General features: G+C 70.6%; 16 protein-coding genes and 1 pseudogene. 7 read left to right on the top strand and 10 right to left on the bottom strand.

The genetic code is table 11. From position 1 onward, the window contains the following. Positions 1 to 18 precede the first annotated feature (18 nt). Positions 19 to 381 (bottom strand): annotated as a pseudogene (locus CRP55_RS48720) (IS5 family transposase); the annotation flags it as partial. Continuing rightward, on the bottom strand, positions 378 to 1,235 hold the full coding sequence (locus tag CRP55_RS48715) for an arylamine N-acetyltransferase family protein (RefSeq protein WP_097328926.1): 858 nt from the start codon (positions 1,233 to 1,235) through the stop codon (positions 378 to 380). The pseudogene CRP55_RS48720 and the gene CRP55_RS48715, both read right to left, overlap by 4 nt. Before the next feature lie 21 nt (positions 1,236 to 1,256). Between CRP55_RS48715 and CRP55_RS48710 the strand changes: the two genes are divergently transcribed. Beyond that, positions 1,257 to 1,589 (top strand): hypothetical protein, encoded by a 333-nt coding sequence (locus CRP55_RS48710; protein WP_097328925.1) that lies wholly within the window; start codon positions 1,257 to 1,259, stop codon positions 1,587 to 1,589. Positions 1,590 to 1,609: 20 nt separating this feature from the next. Beyond that, the gene (locus tag CRP55_RS48705; protein ID WP_097328924.1) at positions 1,610 to 2,206 is read left to right on the top strand and encodes a DUF4232 domain-containing protein; all 597 of its coding nucleotides are present in this window, start codon (positions 1,610 to 1,612) and stop codon (positions 2,204 to 2,206) included. Here the strand turns inward: CRP55_RS48705 and CRP55_RS48700 are convergent. Genes CRP55_RS48700 through CRP55_RS48690 form a run of 3 tightly spaced genes read right to left on the bottom strand, consistent with a single transcriptional unit; the run spans position 2,153 to position 5,420 of the window. Continuing rightward, entirely contained in the window at positions 2,153 to 2,770 is a 618-nt protein-coding gene (locus CRP55_RS48700) for a dihydrofolate reductase family protein (RefSeq protein ID WP_097328923.1), read from the bottom strand. The two genes, CRP55_RS48705 and CRP55_RS48700, sit on opposite strands and share 54 nt — an antisense overlap. 28 nt (positions 2,771 to 2,798) lie before the next feature. After that, entirely contained in the window at positions 2,799 to 3,752 is a 954-nt protein-coding gene (locus CRP55_RS48695; protein WP_097328922.1) for a LysR family transcriptional regulator, read from the bottom strand. 18 nt (positions 3,753 to 3,770) lie between these two features. Beyond that, positions 3,771 to 5,420 carry an FAD-binding protein gene (locus CRP55_RS48690; protein WP_097328921.1) on the bottom strand — a complete coding sequence of 550 codons (1,650 nt, stop codon included), beginning with the start codon at positions 5,418 to 5,420 and terminating at the stop codon, positions 3,771 to 3,773. Between the two features lie 84 nt (positions 5,421 to 5,504). Between CRP55_RS48690 and CRP55_RS48685 the strand changes: the two genes are divergently transcribed. Next, positions 5,505 to 6,062: a TetR/AcrR family transcriptional regulator gene (locus CRP55_RS48685; RefSeq protein ID WP_097328920.1), complete on the top strand. Its 558-nt coding sequence runs from the start codon at positions 5,505 to 5,507 to the stop codon at positions 6,060 to 6,062. 198 nt (positions 6,063 to 6,260) lie between these two features. Continuing rightward, positions 6,261 to 7,568, top strand: coding sequence for an alpha/beta fold hydrolase (locus CRP55_RS48680; protein ID WP_245923946.1), 1,308 nt, complete (start codon positions 6,261 to 6,263; stop codon positions 7,566 to 7,568). A 19-nt stretch (positions 7,569 to 7,587) separates the two neighbouring features. On the opposite strand, the gene CRP55_RS48675 is transcribed toward CRP55_RS48680, so the two are convergent. The 4 genes from CRP55_RS48675 to CRP55_RS48660 all read right to left on the bottom strand — a co-directional run bounded on the left by CRP55_RS48675 (position 7,588) and on the right by CRP55_RS48660 (position 12,657). Further along, positions 7,588 to 8,598 carry an aldo/keto reductase gene (locus CRP55_RS48675; RefSeq protein ID WP_097328919.1) on the bottom strand — a complete coding sequence of 337 codons (1,011 nt, stop codon included), beginning with the start codon at positions 8,596 to 8,598 and terminating at the stop codon, positions 7,588 to 7,590. Between the two features lie 41 nt (positions 8,599 to 8,639). Continuing rightward, positions 8,640 to 9,659 (bottom strand): adenosine deaminase, encoded by a 1,020-nt coding sequence (locus CRP55_RS48670; protein WP_097328918.1) that lies wholly within the window; start codon positions 9,657 to 9,659, stop codon positions 8,640 to 8,642. A 114-nt stretch (positions 9,660 to 9,773) separates the two neighbouring features. Beyond that, positions 9,774 to 10,688 (bottom strand): aminoglycoside phosphotransferase family protein, encoded by a 915-nt coding sequence (locus tag CRP55_RS48665; protein WP_097328917.1) that lies wholly within the window; start codon positions 10,686 to 10,688, stop codon positions 9,774 to 9,776. A gap of 16 nt (positions 10,689 to 10,704) precedes the next feature. Beyond that, positions 10,705 to 12,657: a hypothetical protein gene (locus CRP55_RS48660; protein WP_143235495.1), complete on the bottom strand. Its 1,953-nt coding sequence runs from the start codon at positions 12,655 to 12,657 to the stop codon at positions 10,705 to 10,707. 257 nt (positions 12,658 to 12,914) lie between these two features. On the opposite strand from CRP55_RS48660, the gene CRP55_RS48655 reads away from it, so the two are divergent. From CRP55_RS48655 to CRP55_RS48645, 3 genes are read left to right on the top strand one after another with little or no spacing between them, the layout of a single operon-like run. Next, positions 12,915 to 13,772 (top strand): alpha/beta fold hydrolase, encoded by an 858-nt coding sequence (locus tag CRP55_RS48655; protein WP_097328915.1) that lies wholly within the window; start codon positions 12,915 to 12,917, stop codon positions 13,770 to 13,772. Next, the gene (locus CRP55_RS48650; protein ID WP_097328914.1) at positions 13,769 to 14,404 is read left to right on the top strand and encodes a class I SAM-dependent methyltransferase; all 636 of its coding nucleotides are present in this window, start codon (positions 13,769 to 13,771) and stop codon (positions 14,402 to 14,404) included. Before CRP55_RS48655 ends, CRP55_RS48650 begins: the two co-directional genes overlap by 4 nt. Continuing rightward, complete coding sequence (locus CRP55_RS48645) at positions 14,404 to 15,966, top strand: bifunctional AfsR/SARP family transcriptional regulator/alpha/beta hydrolase (RefSeq protein WP_097328913.1); 1,563 nt, start codon at positions 14,404 to 14,406, stop codon at positions 15,964 to 15,966. The genes CRP55_RS48650 and CRP55_RS48645 overlap by 1 nt, the downstream gene beginning before the upstream one ends. On the opposite strand, the gene CRP55_RS48640 is transcribed toward CRP55_RS48645, so the two are convergent. Continuing rightward, a complete protein-coding gene (locus CRP55_RS48640; RefSeq protein ID WP_097328912.1) occupies positions 15,963 to 16,979 on the bottom strand; it encodes a lipase chaperone in 1,017 nt (338 codons plus the stop codon). The genes CRP55_RS48645 and CRP55_RS48640 overlap by 4 nt on opposite strands. Between the last annotated feature and the right edge of the window lie 101 nt (positions 16,980 to 17,080).

Here is a 17,080-nt window from a genome sequence, read left to right as displayed (position 1 = left end):
CCGCCGGGCTCAACCCCCTTTACGAGCCCCCGCGGCATGCTGATGTGCCCGCACCACGCTGGAGTCGACCTGCCCGTTCCAGTCCAGGTCTCCGGCCGCGTCCGCGTCGGCCTGCAACCGCTGCAGGATCCGCGCCCACGTCCCGTCCTGTTCCCACCGGGCGAACCGGTCATAACACGTCTTCGCCGGCCCGTATCGCTCCGGAATCTGATCCCACTTCGCGCCGTTGTCGACACGCCACAAAATCCCGTTGATCACCTGCCGGTGATCACGCCACCGCCCACCACGCTGGAACGCCATGGACGGCAGCATCGGCTCCAGCCGCTCCCACTCCTGATCAGTCAGATCACCAGCCACAACACACCAACGATCGACCGTCATAGCGCGTGATGATCCGTCAGATGCGCTCTAGCCTCCACCAGCCTGCGCCACATCACGGCCCGCTCGGCGGCGGAGACGTCGCCGAGCGTGATCCCGAAAACGTCGGCCAGCGCCGCAAAATAGTCGCCGCGCGTCTCGATCTCCGTGCGGCTGACCGTCTCCCCCACCCGGCTCAACGTGAGACCGCGCAGCACGTCGGCGCCTTCGGCGTCCCGTCGCTGCGCGGTCGCGGTCCGCACGAAGCCGGACTCCGGCGAGGTCGACAGAAAATGGTGCTTCTCCGCGAACGCCACCATCTCCACCGCCTCCGGCCGGAAGTCCATGCCGAGGAAACCCCCGCGCGGGTCATGCTCGAATCGCCAGCCGCCGGCTTCAACCTTCGAGGGACTCAGGCCGTACGTGAACGGACCCTGCCGATAGCGCCCCTCGACCAGCGGCAACGGCCCGTGCAGCCCGTCACCCATTCCCAGATCGACCAGCCAGCGCCCGTCCGGCGCCTCGGCGCTCGGCAACCCCGAGACGGTCAGGACAAGATGATTGGCGTCCGCCCCAGCCGGCCGCTCGGCGTTGCCCTGCACCCCACCGACATGCCGGCTCACCTGATATCCGAGCGCGCGCAGCAGCATCGAGAACGCCCCGTTAAGGTGATAGCAGTACCCGCCGCGCCCCTTCAGGATCCGCGCCACCGAGTCCCCGGGCTCCAGAGTCGTCGGCCTACCAAGCCAGATCTCGAGGCTCTCGTACGGAACGCGCTCCGCGTGCGCCCGATGCAGCACGCCCAGCTCGTCCACGCTGGGCGACCGCCCGACCTTCCCGCCAAGCCCCAGCCGCCGAAGATAGCCGTCCACATCCATAGATCCATTAAACTGGCTCAGATGCCTTTCCTCGTCGTCGAGCGCGACCAGTTCGTGGCGCGCTTCCCCGCGTCTCCCGCCGACGACTTGGAGCAGCTCGAGGACCAGGACTTCTACGTGACCCTCACCGGGGGCCCGACCTACTACGCCACCGTGATGACCCTGGGCGCGATCGACGCCGCGCTGCGCCGGTGGGCCGTGACCGGCGAGGCCGCCGGTGGCCGCTACTTCTTCACCACCGACCTGGTCATCACGCCCCGCCCCGGACTCACGGCGATGATCGACGCCATCGAGGGGCTGGTCCGCGAAGGGGAGATCGGCGGCGCCTGCCAGGTCATCCCCGATCCGACATAACCGGTTTGCGGGGGTGAGGCATGATCGTCGGCGTGTTTGGGCTGCGCCGTTTGATCGTTTTGCTTGCTGTTCCGCTGGTTGCCTCGTGCTCGACGCCATGGCAGGCCAGCAACGGGCTGGCACCGACGCCTGCGCCCAGCGTCACGACCTCGCCGGTCGCTGTTCCCACCGCCAGTGGTCCCACCGCGCCGCCGGCGGTCGAGGCGGTGTCCGCGTGCTCCCTGACCGGCGTGCTCATCACGGCGGAACGCGGTGAGGCGGCCATGGGATACCGGGAGATGGCGCTGACGGTTCGCAACTGCGGCACCGAGCCGTACGAGGTCAAGGGGCGGCCGGACATCGTCGTGCTCGACGAGGACGGCCGTCCGCTGAAGATCTCCATCGTGCCCAGCAATTACTACACCGCGCCGCCGAAGCGTCTCGTGCTGAAACCGGGCACCAGCGCGCTGACCATGCTGTCCTGGCGCAACACCGTCACCAACATCAGCGGTGCGGCCGACACCGGCGCGTCGCTGGCGGTCGCCGTCTCGAAGGGCGGAACACGCCAGCTCGTCACCCTGCCGTCACCCCTGGACCTCGGCAACACCGGACAACTCCGGGCCAGCGTCTGGTTCTGAGGAATCGCGCCTGGGCCGGTACCGCAGGGCGAACGCTCCCGACCGGAACTCATGGCGATCCACGAGCTCGAGCTGGATGCGCTCGCGCAGACCGGCGAGCAACGTCGGCCCGTGCCCGGCCAGGACCGGCTGCACGAGAAACTCGTACTCGTCGATCAGTCCCAGATCGGCCAGGGCCAGGGGCAGCGTCACGCCACCGACGAACAGGCCCGCGCCCGGCTCCTGCTTGAGCCGCTGAACCGCCGGCCCCAGGTCGCCTCGCACCAGCTCGGCGTTCCAGTCGACCTCGGTCAGCGTGCTCGACACGACGTACTTCTTCGCCGCGTCGATGGTCTCGGCGAACGGGATCTCCCACTCGTCCATCCAGTCGGGCCACGGGCCGGTATCCGGCCGCCGCCACGCCGACTCCATCATCCCGTACGTCACCCGGCCGAACAGCAGGGCGTCGGCGCGCCCCATCTCCTCGGTCCAGTAGCGCATCGACTCCTCATCGGGAGCGACCCCCGCCTCGTGATGGACGCAGCCGTCAAGCGTGACGTTGATCGAGTATCGCAGTGGTCTCATCGCGCTGCTCCCCCTTTATGCGTGGCGATCAGACTACGGTGCCGAAGGCTGGATGTTTGGTCAGCCACGTCGCGTAGCGGGGGCGGCGGTCGACTATCTCCAGATAGGCGGCTGTGGCGAAAGTGGCCACCTCTAATGCGTACGGGGAATGCGAGTCCCAGCCCAGCATGTGGCGCCAGCTCAGCGGGGAGCCGGTCAGCGGGACGGCCACCGCGCCTGGGACGTCCCGCACCGTGGCCTGGCACAGGGCCACGGCCCGGGCCGTGGTGACCAGGTCGAAGACGGCGCCGGCGTCCATCTCGTACGGGAAACGCGGGGTGAAGCCGGCCCGCGCGCAGGCGGCCGCGAAGCATTCGTTGAAGCAGCCGTCGCCGGGGGCGCTCACCCATTGTTCGCCGGCGAGCTCGCTCAGGCTCACCTCCGAGCGGGTGGCCACCGGGTGGTTCTCGTCGACCAGGACCCACACCGGGTCGACGCAGAGGACCCGCCAGGAGAGGCCGGACAGGTCGTCGGTGCCGGGCTGGCCGGTCGCGCACGCACCGACCAGGGCGTAGTCGAGGCGGCCGTCCTGGACCAGGCGGACGATCTCGTTCTCCGACCATGTCGAGTGGACCGAGACCGGGCTGGACGGATAGGCCTCGGCCAGGCGCTGGACCAGGCCGGCGACGATCGGGCCGTTCGTGGCACCGATCCGGAAGCGGGCGTCGGAGCCGGCCGTGACCAGGACACTGGCGTCGTCGTGCAGGCCGCTCACCGCGGGGATCAGCACCCTCGCGCGGGACAGCACCAGGTCGCCCAGCTCGGTGGGGAGCACGCCCCGGCGGCCGCGGACGAACAGCGGGCCGCCGAGCATGCGCTCGACCCGGCGCAGCTGGGTGGCCAGGGCCGGCTGGGCGACGCCGAGGACGGCGGCGGCTTTGGTGACGCTGCCGGCGTCGGCTATCGCACAGACCAGGCGCAGGTGGCGCAGTTCCAGCTCCACCGGGACGAGAGTAGTTCATCAATGTTTCACGGGGGTCCCCGCAGCTCGGGCCGCGGCGGCGCGGCCACCCCGATATCCGAACACCACGGCCGGCGCGATCGTGGCGCCGGGGCCCGGATACGTACGGCCCATGACCGAGGCCGTGGTGTTTCCCGCAGCGTAGAGGCCCTCGATGACGTCGCCCGCGGTGTCGATCACCCGGGCGTCCGCGTCGGTCAGCAGGCCACCCTTCGTGCCCAGATCGCCCGGCACCAATTGCACCGCCGTGAAAGGACCTTTCTCCAGCGGCCCCAGGTTCGGGTTCGGCTTGACGCGGGGATCGCCGTAATAGTTGTCGTATTCCGTACGGCCGCGGCCGAAGTCCTCATCCACGCCGGCCCGGGCGAAACCGTTGAATCGCTCGACCGTCGCCCGCAGCTTGGCCGGTTCCATGTCGAGGTCGGCCGCCAGCGCCTCGATCGTGGACGCCGAGCGGACGATGCCGGCCGCCCGCAACTCCTTGGTGCCGGTGAGGAAAGCATTGAAGAGATAACGGCGACGATGGCGTACGTCGAGAATCAGCCAGCTCGGAATGGCGGGCACCGTCTTGTCGCGTTCCAGCATGGCGTGGCCGAAGTCGATGTAGCTGGCCGATTCGTTGGTGTAGCGCGACCCCGCGGAATCGACCACGATGCTGAACGGCATCGAGCGCTCGGACAGGACGAATTGACTGGAGCCGTTGGGCAGCGGCACCGAGGCGCCCCACCAGGCGTCGTCCATCAGCTCCAGTTGCGCGCCCACCTCCGCCGCGATGTCGATGGCCTGACCGAGGTCGCCTTCCGGCGCCGAGCTGTATCCGGGGATGCCGTGATGCTTCTGGCGCCATTCGCTGTTGCGCGCGAAGCCGCCCGCCCCGAGGACTACTCCGCCCAGCGCTCTCACCCGTACGCCGGATCCGATGACCGCACCCACGACGGCGCCGGAAGCGTCCCGCTCGAGCCCGGTCAACGGGGTTTGCAGAAGGACTTCGGTGCCCTGGCGCCGGACGATGCTCATCAGGCTGGCCGACAATGCCGAGCCGATGCCGTAAAGGCGTTTGCCGGTGGCGAGACCGCCGAGCGTCCGGAAGACGAAACGGGCGCCGCGGACGAAGCCGCTCGGGGTCGACCAGGCGCGGGAAAGCAGCCACACATCGTCGGTCTTGAGCGGCGCCGGCATGCTGTCGAGACCGCGGAACGAGTCCCGCATCGGGCCGAGTTTGCGGATGTCGAACGGCTCGGCCTCGATGCTGCGCCCGGTCATTCCGCCCGGCCGGTCCGGGTAGTAGTCGGGGTAATCCTTGGCCGCCGTCCATCGCACGCCCCGTTTGGCCAGCAGCTGGAAGACCTCGGGAATGGTTTCGACAAAGGCCTGCCGGCGCTCGGGCGAACTGGCCGGTCCGGCATCGCCGATGGCTTCCTGCATGTACGTCAGCGCTTTGGCGACCGAATCCTCGCGCCCCTGCTTGCCGATCAGCGGATTGGTCGGCATCCACAGGCCGCCGCCGCTGAGCGCGGTCGTGCCGCCCCATTTGGCCGTGCTTTCGATGACGAGCACCCGCATGTTCGCCTCGGCCGCGGCGATGGCGGCGCTCAGAGCGGCGGCGCCCGTTCCCACTACCAGTACGTCGACTTCACGATCCCACGCCACAACGCCTCCTTGGCTAGCCGATCGGCTAGGCTGCAAGGTAGCCGGGCGGCTAGTGCAAAACAAGGGGTGGCTACGATCCTCGGCATGAGTGCTCGCGAACGGGTCATCGGCGCCGCCCTCGATCTGTTCGCCGAGAACGGGGTCAGCGGCACGTCGCTGCAGATGATCGCCGACCGTCTGGGCGTCACGAAGGCGGCCGTGTACCACCAGTTCCCGACCAAGGAGGAGATCGTCCTGACCGCGATCGCGCCGGCCATGGACCGCCTGGTGGCGCTGGCCGAGAGCACGGCCGGTCAGCGCGGCCGCCCGGCCCGGGTGCGGCACGCGATCGCCGGCGTGGTCGACCTGGTCGTCGACTACCGGCGGTTGTCGGCGGTGCTGAGCTTCGACCCGGTGGTGATCCAGCTGGTGCGCCCTCACCCGGCCATGCGCGCCGTCGAAAGCCTGCTGGACATGATCGCCGGCCCCGATCCCGACCCCGCCACCCGCATCGGCGTCACCATGGTCAGCGGCGGCCTGATCACCGCCGGCACCGACCCCCACCTGGCCAAAATGGACGACGAGGCCCTGCGTTCCTTACTCACCGCGTCCGCCTTGCGGCTTTTGGGAGTACGCCCGGCCCGGGCAGATCAGAAGCAATAGCGCGTCCCCGAAACCGCGCGCCCAAAACCGAGCACCCCGCGCACCCAAAACCAAGCACCCCCGCGCGCCTGAAGCCGAGCACGCCACGCGTCACCCGATCGAGTTTCGGCGCGCAACCATCGAGGTACATTGCCGACATCTCCGATTTGTCACGCATAACGTCTCCCGCATTCACGTCGCCACGCTCGGGGAGTACGCATGAGGAGAGCCCATCGCCTACTGACGGTGTCGCTACTGATCAGCAGCACCGCCATTGTCACCGCCGCGGAGACCGGCGCGACAGCCGCGCAAGCCGGCGCGATGGCCACGCACGCCGAGTCGACGGCCACCCAAGCCGGCGTGACGGCCACGCACGCCGAGTCGACGGCCACCCAAGCTGGCGTGACGGCCGCACAAGCCGGGTCGACGGCCGCACAAGCCGGCGTGACGGCCACGCACGCCGGGGCGACAGCCACGCAGGCCGGCCCGGCCCAGTCGCCGATCGCGGGTGGTGGCGCCCCTCCCGGCAGCGTGATCAGCTCGTCGGTCGCGGCCCTCCCCAAGGAGCTCGCCGGCGCGGCCACCGGCCGGTTCGTCAAGTACGTGACCACCGACGTTCGCGGCGAGCGCATCACCGCGACCGGGCTCGTGCTGACCCCGCGTACCAACCGCAAGGACAACGTCGTCGTCTGGGCGCACGGCACCACCGGCCTCGCCGACCGCTGCGCGCCCTCCACCCACCAGGACGTCTTCTGGCCCGAGGCCCGCGCCGCCGTCGCCGAGCTGCTCAGCCGCGGCTGGACCGTGGCCGCCCCCGACTATCCCGGCCTCGGCACCCCGCAGCCTCACCCCTACCTGATCGGCGCCAGCGAAGGCCGCTCGATCATCGACAGCGTCCGCGCCGCCCGCCGCCTCAACCCTTCCCTCAGCGCGAAGTACGCCATCGACGGGCACTCGCAGGGCGGCCAGGGCGCCCTGTTCGCCAACCAGCTCGCCCCGTCCTACGACGGCGACCTTCAGCTGCGCGGCACCGCCGGCATCGCCCCCGTCTCCAACGTCGACGTGCTCGCCCCGCAGATTCCCGGCACCCCCGGGCAGGGCTACCTGGTCATGGGCGTCTACGGTCTCAGCGCCGTCGAACCCTCCTTCCGCCCGGCCGACGTGCTCGCCGCCCCCGCCCGCCAGCGGGCCGGCGTCCTCGAGACCGGCTGCCTCACCGAGATCCTGGCCGCCTACGCCCCGCTGACCGCGACCCAGCTGCTCAACGGCGGCCAGCTCCCCGACGCCTGGGTGGCCAAGCTGGCCCATTACGACAACCCGGCCCAGACCGCGCCCAGCGCCCCGATCCTGATCGTGCAGGGCACCGCCGACGAGGCCGTGCCGGCCGCCGTGACCGACATCCTCGTCGACCAGCTCGACGACTACCGCCCGGTCCGGTACGACAAACTGCCCGGCCAGACCCACGACGGCGCCGTCTTCGCCTCGACGGAGACGGTCGCCGACTGGATCGCCGACCGCCTCCGCTGATCCTTTTTCTGCCGGCGGGTCAGACGCCGGCGGTGTCGAGACGGGACAGCTGCTCGTCGCTGAGCTTCACGTCCAGCGCGGGCAGCATGTCCTCGAACTGCTCCGGCGTGCGCGGCCCGATCAGCGGCAGCACCCGCGGCGCGCTCTGGTGCATCAGCCACGCCAGCACCAGCTGGTTGGGGGTGACGCCGACCTCGTCCGCCACCTCGAGCAGCGCCGCCAGCCGCGCGTCGGTGTCCGGGCCGCCGTACGAGCTGAACACCCAGTGCTCGGCCCGCTTGGCCGCCGAGTCGTAGATGCCCTTGAGGATCGGCGAATACGCGACCAGCGTCTGGTCGTCGTGCTCGCGGAGGTAGTCGAGCTGCTCACCGTCGACGATGGAGGCGCTGTCCGCCCCCGGGTTCGCCCGCAGGTAGGAGTGCTGCTGCTGGATCGCCACCGGCAGCGGCCACCCGTTCGCGCGGCAGAGCCCCCGGATCCGCTCGAGCCGCCACGTGCGTACGTTGGACCAGCCGAGGTGACGCACCTTGCCCGACCGCACCAGGCCCGCCAGGGCCTCCAAGGTCTCCTCGAGCGGCGTGTTCCGGTCGTCGACGTGCACGTAGAACAGGTCGACGTGGTCGGTGCCGAGCCGTTTCAGGCTCCCGTCGAGGGCGTTGCGCAGCGTCTCCGCCCCCGCCCCCTCGAATGTGCGGCGAGCCAGCTCCCAGTCCGGCGTGCCGTCCGCCGCCCACAGGTCGGGCGAGTAGTGCGGCAGCGCCGTGGCCTTGGTCGCCAGGAAGACCTCGTCGCGCCGGTTGCCCCGGCGCATCCAGCGCCCGAGCAGCTCCTCGCTCTCCCCGCCGCGGCTGTCCCGCCGCGCCCACCACTCGTAGCAGTTCGCCGTGTCCACGAACGACCCGCCAACCTCGAAATAGCGGTCGAGAATGCGGAACGAATCCTCCTCTCCCGTCGCGTTTCCCATTTGCATGGCACCCAGCGCCAGCCGGCTGACATGCTGCCCCGTACGGCCCAGTTCGATCGTCTGCATGTGGGGAACGCTAGGCCCTCGAGTGCACTTGAGGTCAAGCCTCAATCCTTGGCGTACGCGTCGATCTCGGCCAGCAGACCCGACTTGCCCCGCTCGTCGAGGAACGAGTAGCGCACCGCCTGGCGGGCCAGCTCGGCGACACCGCGCTCGTCCAGCCCGAGCAGGTCGGCGGCCACCTGGTACTCCCGGTTGAGCGTGGTGGAGAACATCGGCGGGTCGTCGGAGTTGATGGTCACCGGCACACCGGCCGCCACCAGCCGCGGCAGCGGGTGCTCGGCCAGCGACGGCACTGAGCGGGTGCAGACGTTCGAGGTCGGGCACACTTCCAGCGCGATGTCGTGCTCCCGCAGGTGATCCATCAGCTCGGCATCGCGGGCCGCGGCGATGCCGTGGCCGATGCGTTCCGCGCCGAGATGGCGTACGGCATCCCACATCGTCTCCGGACCGGTCGACTCGCCCGCGTGCGGAACGCTGCGCAGTCCCGCCGCCCGCGCCGCGGCGAAGTGATCGGCGTATCGAGCGCGGGAAATGCCCGCCTCCGGCCCACCCAGCCCGAAACTGACCAGGCCGTCCGGGCGCTGTTTCAGGGCCACGTCGAGGGTGACATTGGCGCCCGTCATCGTCGGCTCGCCCGGGATGTCGAAACACCAGCGCAGCTCGATCCCGCGGTCGCGCGCGACCCGCAACCGGGCGTCCTCCACCGCTTCGCAATAGGCTTCAGCCGAAATACCACGAGCGATTGAGGAGTACGGGGTCAAAGTCAGCTCCGCATATCGCACCGACTGATCCGCCAGGCCGGCACCGATGTCGTAGGTGAGCGTGGCCAGGTCCTCGGCATCGCGGATCAGATCGACCACCGACAGGTAGACCTCGATGAAATGCTCGAAGTCGGTGAACGTGAAATAGTCGGCCAGCAGCGCCGGATCGGCCGGCACCGACGTGCTCCCGGCGTGCCGCTCGGCCAGCCGCGCCACGGTCTGCGGGGTCGCCGACCCGACGTGGTGGACGTGCAGTTCCACCTTGGGCAGTCCGGCAATGAAGTCAGTCAGGTCCGATGCCATCGTGCGCAACCTCCCCATGGGAGGCGCCCTTGAACCTCAGGGACGAGTCGAGCGTGGCGGACAATCATCCGTCGCAGCGCCTCTCGACCCGCATCGGCACGCTAACAAAACCGTTCACCACCGACAACCCGTCGTCAGCGATGCGGCGACGAGGACCTGCTCCGCTTCCAGGGCGCGGCCACCGTCCTCGATGGTCCACAGCGAGTTCTGAAGGGTGCGGCCCAGCGTCCAGCGCACCGCCCGCTCCCGGTCCAGCCCCATGACCTCGACCATCGCGTCGAAGCGACGGCGTACGGCCCGACGCGGATCGCCGGCGGCGAGCACCTCGTCCCACCGGTTGTGCAACGCCGGCAGCAACTCGAACGCCGGATCGCCGGCCAGCGGCTTCGGATCGATCGCCAGCCACTCGTCGCGCTGGGCGGCCAGCACGTTCTCGTAGTGCAGATCCCAGTGCAGCAGCCGGTCGCCGCTGTCACCGGCCGCCTCCCGCACGGCCGCGGCGCAGCCCAGAAGCACCTGGCCTTCACCGGGATCGCTGAGCCGCCGAGCCGCGACCGGAGCGAACTCCAGCATCCCCTGGACGATCTCCTCCAAGGTCCGAACACCTTCGGGCGCCTTGTACGCGTTGAGCCGCACCAGCAGCTGAGCGGCGATCTGAACGGCGTGCACATCGTCGCGAACGCTGCGCAGGTCCCGCCCGGAGTCGAGGCGTTCGAGCAGCAACGCCCCCGAGGCCGGATCCTCGCGGAGCAGGCGCACCGCTCCGTCCCCGTCCCAGGTGCGCAGAGCGGCCGCTTCCCCCGGGTGTTCGGGGTCGTCGATCTGAAACTTGAGCACGGCCGCCCCACCGGGCCCCTGAACGGGCACGACAAGCGCGACCACCCCGTTCATGACCGGCCCATCAACCGTCAGATCCCACGCCGCCAGCCGCTCGGCCACAAGCCGCGGCGCGTCGGCAACCCAGGCCCGCCCACGCTCCCCGAAATACTTGGGCAGGTTGGCGACAAGCCGCGCCGGCACAGTGATCACGCTGACAAACGTAGCGCTATCTCGTCCCCGAGATGAGCGTGGTGACCGTTTCCCGGATCCGGTGCCGCAGCGAGTCGTCCTCCCAGGACAAACCCCGGCCGGTCCACGTGACCTGCCGCTCGTCTCGGTCGGCGAGCTCGGTGAGACCCGGTACGGCCGAGGCGGCACCCATCTCCGCTATCAGGTCCAGGATGCCGGGGTCCCCGTAGATTTGCGCGGCGAACAGGGGGACCAACGTCGCCGCGAGTTCATCGGGCGATTCGCCCCAGCGCCACGCCGCTCGGGCGGCGCCGATCAGACCATCGCCGCCCGAACGAATTGTCTGCCACAAGGACGGCAGCAGGTCCGGGACAGGCGGCAACTCAGCCAGGAGAAGGCCGACCTCGTCCTTGCGGACGAAATCGATGCTGACCGTCCTCCGGAGCGTCGGCAGCACCAGATCTGGATCCCCGGTGGCATTCCACAGCAATCGGGCCACCGCGACCTGGTCGCGTGGGAGCACGTCGCTGTCTTCGGACAGCCAAGGCAACACCAGAGGAACTAGAGGCCGGGCGGCCGGTCCCGCCTCAGCGGCAAGATGAAGGTCGAAGTTGACGAATCGCGGTTTCGTCGGCAGGACCTGCGCCGCGGCCGCCACGAGCGGCCCGGGATCACCGGTGATCCGAAGGAGGGCGTGCCCGGCCTTCACCTCACCGCCGTCGGCAATCTCCGTCAGGGCCGGAACGGCCTCAGCCGCGGCCGGGCCGATCGCCGCCAGCGCGTTCACGGCGTCGAACGGCAGGCGGGGCAGTGTCAGGAGGATCTCTGGAACCGCGGCGGCGGCGTCAGCTCCCCAGAAAGCCAGCAGCTTGAGCAGTTGGGGCGTGGAATGGTCCCGGTCCCTCGTCCCGATGAGGCAGCCGACGAAGAGCGAGCTGGACGGACCCGGCGCAGGGCCGCCGAGCCGCTCGCGGGCGCCGGCGAGAACCGAGGGATCGAACCTCGGAAGAAACGGCTCGCCCCACACGCCTGGATAGTGGCCGACACTCCACGCCGTCAGCAGCGGTTCCCGATAGAGCGGATGATCGAGCCGGACGAGCAGTTCCAGCGCTGCCTCAGCGGTGTGCCGGTCGCGAGTGTCGGCCGCCACCGCGGCCAGTTCGCCGGCGGCATGGAGGGCCGCCTCACCGGCGGATTTGGCCGCGTCGACGGCGGACTTCCGAACGGCCGGATCGGCGTCGCCGAGCAGATCGCGGACGACGTCGATCAGACTGCTCGGAGCAGAGCGGGAACGACTGAACCGGTCGGCGAGGGCGGCGGCGAGACTCCTCCTCAGGGCGGCCCCCGCCGCCGGCCTGATCGTGTCGGCGAGCGTTCGGGCGGTGCCCAGGTCGAGCTCGTCAAGCACTTCGGTCAGGGTCGGCAGATAGCCGGGCCAGGCCCGCCAATCACCGTCGCTCGCAACGAACGCCTCGGAGACATGGGCGATGTCACTTGGTGGCAGGCCGAGACCGGCGCAGGCCGCCGCAAGGCTCCCGGCGAGACGCACCCCGGCGGCCTCACCAGACGCGGCCATGCGCTCGGCGCAGGCCGGATCGATCAGTACCAGGCCGGACAGGAGCGCTGCCCGGACCTCGCTGTCGGTCTCGACCTTCCAGCGGGCGGCGATGGCGCCGCCGGTATGCGGCCCGCTGCGTGCGACCGCGTAGGCGGCATACGAGCGAATCTTAGGATCCTGATCGCTGAGTAGCGGAAGGAGTCGCTCGCTGTGCGCGGCGATCACCGCGTGAGCGCGTGGTTGCCCTGGGCCGTGGGCTCGGCGCGGATCGCAGAGATCGCCGAGAGCGCGGAGAAGATCGACGCGCCCGTGTACGCCTGAGGTCCTGGCCAGCTCTACCAGGAACGGCATGACGAATTCCGCGACGGGGGTGACGTAGCCCGACCAAACCTGGATCTCCGCGAGAAGATCCCTCCGCGCGTCGCCGGCCACCTTCGCATCGGATGACCCCACCTCGTGCAGATCGCCGGGAATGTGCTCGTACGACTCCTCCCCCCGGCAGAAGGCGATCCAGTCGATGTCGAGGTGGGCCCAGTCGATGTCGGCAATCCCGTTCAGCACCGGCTCAACGTAAGCGTCAGTGTCACGCCGGCGAAACGTCGCTCGGCAGGTGGGTGGCAGTGGGATGACCGTGGGGTGACAGGTGGGGTGGGCAGTGTCGGTGGCATCCGAGGGAGAAGGAGTTCCTGATGCACGCCCTTTCCAGTCGAGGTCTCAAGATTGAGTACGAGGTGACCGGTGCCCCCGCGCCGGCGATCGCCCTTCTGCCCGCGTGGATGGTCACCGACCGGCGGATGTGGCGTGGCCAGGTCGCCGCCCTGGGCGACCGGTTCCGGGTGGTCTCGTACGACGGGCGCGGCAGCGGTGGGTCCGGCCGACCGCTCGACCCGGGCGCCTACGAGCCGTCCGAGCTTGTCGCCGATCTGCTTGCCGTGCTTGATGACGCGCGCGTTGACCGGGCTGTGCTGGTCGGCAACTCGCTCGGCGGGCTGGTCGCCTTTCTCGCCGCTGCGCTGCACCCGGACCGCGTGGCCGGGCTCGTCCTCATCGGCGCCACCGTCGACCTGCGAGGCGGCGCGCCCAGCCCGCTGCACCAGGCCATGGCGACCTTCGAGGAGCCCGATCCTGCCTGGAGTGCCGAGTCCGGCTGGCGTCACTACAACCGTCACGCCTGGCAGCGTGACTACCCTGGCTTCGTGGACTGGTTCGTGGCGACCGCGCTCGGCGCCGAGGCCACCCCGGAAGCCCTCGCCCTGGGGCGCTCGGCCGGCCTCGACAACACGCCCGAGGTGCTCGCCGCGACCGTCGCCCGGCGGCAGAGCGACAGCGAACGCCTGAGAGGCCTCGCCACCCGCGTCACCGCGCCCACCTTGGTGATCCACGGCGACCGCGACGAGATCTGCCCGCCCGCCTGGGGACGAGAGCTGGCCTCCCAGGTGAGGGGCGCCCGGCTTGTCGAGCTGGCCGGCGCCGGCCACTGCCCCCATGTCACCCGCTCCGAAACGGTGGCCGGCCTGATCGGGGCTTTCGCGGAGGTGGCGCGATGACCGCCTTCACCGCCCACCCCGTGCGCGGGCGTCTCAACGCGGCTGTCTTCCGGAGCGTCGACGGGTACGCCGACCATCTGTTCGGTGAGCGCAAACGTGAGCTTTTCGCCGGGCTGCCCGGCACCGTGGTCGAGATCGGGCCCGGCACCGGGGCCAACCTGCGGCACTACCGGGCCGGCACGCGGCTTGTGGCGATCGAGCCGAACCCGTACATGCACGAGCCTTTGATGGCCAACGCCCGCCGCCGCGGCGTCACCGTCGACCTGCGGGCCGCCAGTGCCGAGCACACCGGCCTGGACGACGGGGAGGCCCAGGCCGTCGTCAGCACGCTCGTGCTGTGCACTGTGCCCGATCCGGCCGCCGCCCTGCGGGAGATCGCCCGGATTCTGCGGCCCGGCGGGCGGCTGATCTTCGTCGAGCATGTGGGCGCCGCGCGGGGCAGCGGCTACGACCGGCTTCAGCGGGCCGTCGCCACGCCGTGGCGCTGGTTCTTCGAAGGGTGCGAGGTCAGCCGCGACACCGAAGGACTGCTCCAGGCCGCCGGGTTCGCCGAGCTGTCCGTGTCGCGTTACCGGGTGCGGTCGGTGTTCCTGCCCATCAACACGCAGATCGCCGGCGTGGCGGTGCGCTGATGCGGTTCGGGGTGCTCGGTGCGGTGCGGGCGTACGCCGCCGACGGCACCCCGATTCCGCTCGGTGACCGGCAGCGGGCGCTGCTCGCGGCCCTGCTGGCCCGCGCCGGGCGCACCATCGCGGCCGACCGGCTGGCCGAGCTGATCTGGGGCGAGCGGCTGCCGGCCGATCCGGCGGCGGCGCTGCACAGCCAGGTGTCGCGGCTGCGCCGGGCGCTGCCCGAGGACACCCGGCTGGTCACCGAGCCGCCCGGGTACGTGCTGCGGCTCGCGCCCGGTGAGCTCGACGCCGCCCGCTTCGACGACCTGGTCGCGCGGGCCGCCCGCGAGTCACCGGCCGGCGCGGCGTCACTGTTGGAGGAGGCCCTGCGGTTGTGGGGTGGTGACGCGTACGCCGAGGTCGCCGATTCGGAGATCGCCCGGCTGGAGGCCATCCGGCTCGGTGAGGCGCGCCTGCACGCCACCGAGCAGTGGCATCGGGCGCTGCTCGGCGCCGGGCGGGCGGCCGAGTCGCTGCCAGGGCTGGAGGCGTTCGTCGCCGAGCATCCGCTGCGCGAGCACGCCCGTGATCTGCTGCTGCGCACTCTGTACGCGCTCGGGCGGCAGGCCGAGGCGCTGGACAGCTACCGGGACTACACCGAGCGGCTGGCCGGGGAGCTGGGGCTGGAGCCGGCCGCGGCGATCCGTGAGACGCATCTGCGGGTGCTGCGCCACGACCTGCCGCGCGAGGTGCCGTCGGCGCCGCCGTTGTCGCGGCTGCGCGCGGTCTACGTGTCCGTGCCCGGTGGTGGCCGCTCGATCGCCACGGCCACGCTCGGGGAGGGGCCACCGCTGGTCGCCCTGCCGGGCTGGGTGTCGGCTCTCGACGTCATCGCGTCCGGGCGCGATCCCCGGTCGAGTCTTCTCCAGCGCCTGGCCGGGCGGTGCGCGCTGACGCTGTTCGACCGGTACGGCACGGGACTGTCGCGCGGGCCGGTCGGCGACTTCGGGCTCGAAGCCTCGGTCGCCGAGCTTCGGGCCGTGGTCGCCCGTCTGGGCGTACGGGCAAATGTCCTGGCCATGTCCGAAGCCGGACCGTTGGCAGTGGCCCTGGCCGCCGCCCAGCCCGAGCTTGTCGACCGTCTCGTGTTCGTCGGCACGTACGCGGACGGGCCCGCGACCTTCCGGCGGCCCGAGCTGAACGCGGCCCTGGTCGCCATGATCCGTACACACTGGGGTCTGGGTTCGAAGGTCTTCGCCGACCTGTACCGGCCCGGTGCGAGCGACCACGCCGCCCAGCATCTGGCGGAGGTGCTGCGCGACTCGGCCGACCGCGAGGTGGCCGCCGCCTATCTCGAGGCCGCCTACGAGGCCGACGTCGGCGACCTGCTGCCCAAGGTGACCGCGCCCGCGCTCGTGCTGCACTACCGCGGCGACCGGGTGATCCCGTTCGACGGCGGCCGGCAGCTCGCCGCGGGCCTGCCCGACGCGCGGCTGATCGCCCTCGAGGGCCGCTACCACCTGCCCGACGCGGCCGACCTCGACCGGATCGTGGACGAGATCGCCGGTTTCATCGGGGCTTAGAGCGGCTTCACCTCCAGGGTGCCGACGCCGCCCACGGCGTCGATCTTCAGGCCGCCCGAGGAGTCGTCGCCGTCCGACTGCCGGGTGTCGCCGGGGGCGAGATCCTGGTCGCGCCGGCCGTTGAGGTTCGACTCCCCGATGCCTTTGGCGACGATCAGCTTGACCGGAAACGATCCCTCCGTACGGATCTTCCAGCTGTTCACGCCGCCCGACATGCGCAGCGGGATCTCCGCGTCCTGCCGCGGCAACGTCATCTCGAAGCTGTTGGCGCCGCCCTGCAGGTCGAACCCGCCGACCTTGCCCTCGGCCATCGTGAACGTCGCCCGGCGTACACCATGAACGGTCTTGATCGTCCAGGCGATCCGCTCGTCGAGCATGACGTCGACGACGGCCTCGCCCTCCTGGTCGTTCTCCTTGGTGGTCAAGGTCAGCGTCGTGCCCTTGAGGGTCGCGTCCGGCGTCACGCTGCTGTCGCCGGGCGTGGACACGCGGGCGATGCCGTTGGTGGGCGGCCGGCCGACCGTGACGTTGAGCTCCCGCATGCCGCCGGCCAGCACGAACGTCGCCGCGGGGAACGCCGGGCCGGACGGCGGCTTCGACGTGGCGGCCGGCGAGGACGGCGCCGGCGGTGGCGACAGCGGCGCCTGGGACGCGGCGGCCGACGGGGTGGTGGCGCTGGGCGAGACCGGCGCCGGCTCGATCGACACCGGCGCGCTGGGCGAGGGCACCACGATCTCGGGGTTGGGGGCGGCGGCGGGCGTACGGTCGGACGTCGTGGCCATCCGCAGCAACACCACCCCGGTGACCACGATCAGCACGACGACGCCGGCCACACCGGCGATCAAGGCCAGGTGCCGCGGCTTGCGGCGCGTTTCCGGCCGGGGGTACGGCTCGTCGCTGTCCCCGCCGGGAGTGCCGGGGGTGTCGGGGGTGTCGGGCCAGTAGTCCGAGATCCTCGGCCAACCGGCGGTTTCGTCCAGTGCGTGCTGCTGCTGTGAGCCAGGGCCGTCCATGGCGTCGTCTCCTCGTGCGGGCGCCGTCAGCCCGGAGTACGGAGACCAGCCGCGGAAAGTTCGATCACGATCGAACGCGTGAAGAATCTTGCCATTGGCGT

It is taken from the genome of Paractinoplanes atraurantiacus (assembly GCF_900215205.1).
In the GTDB taxonomy this organism is placed as follows: domain Bacteria; phylum Actinomycetota; class Actinomycetes; order Mycobacteriales; family Micromonosporaceae; genus Actinoplanes; species Actinoplanes atraurantiacus.
This window is presented reverse-complemented; position numbering and strand designations above follow the sequence as displayed.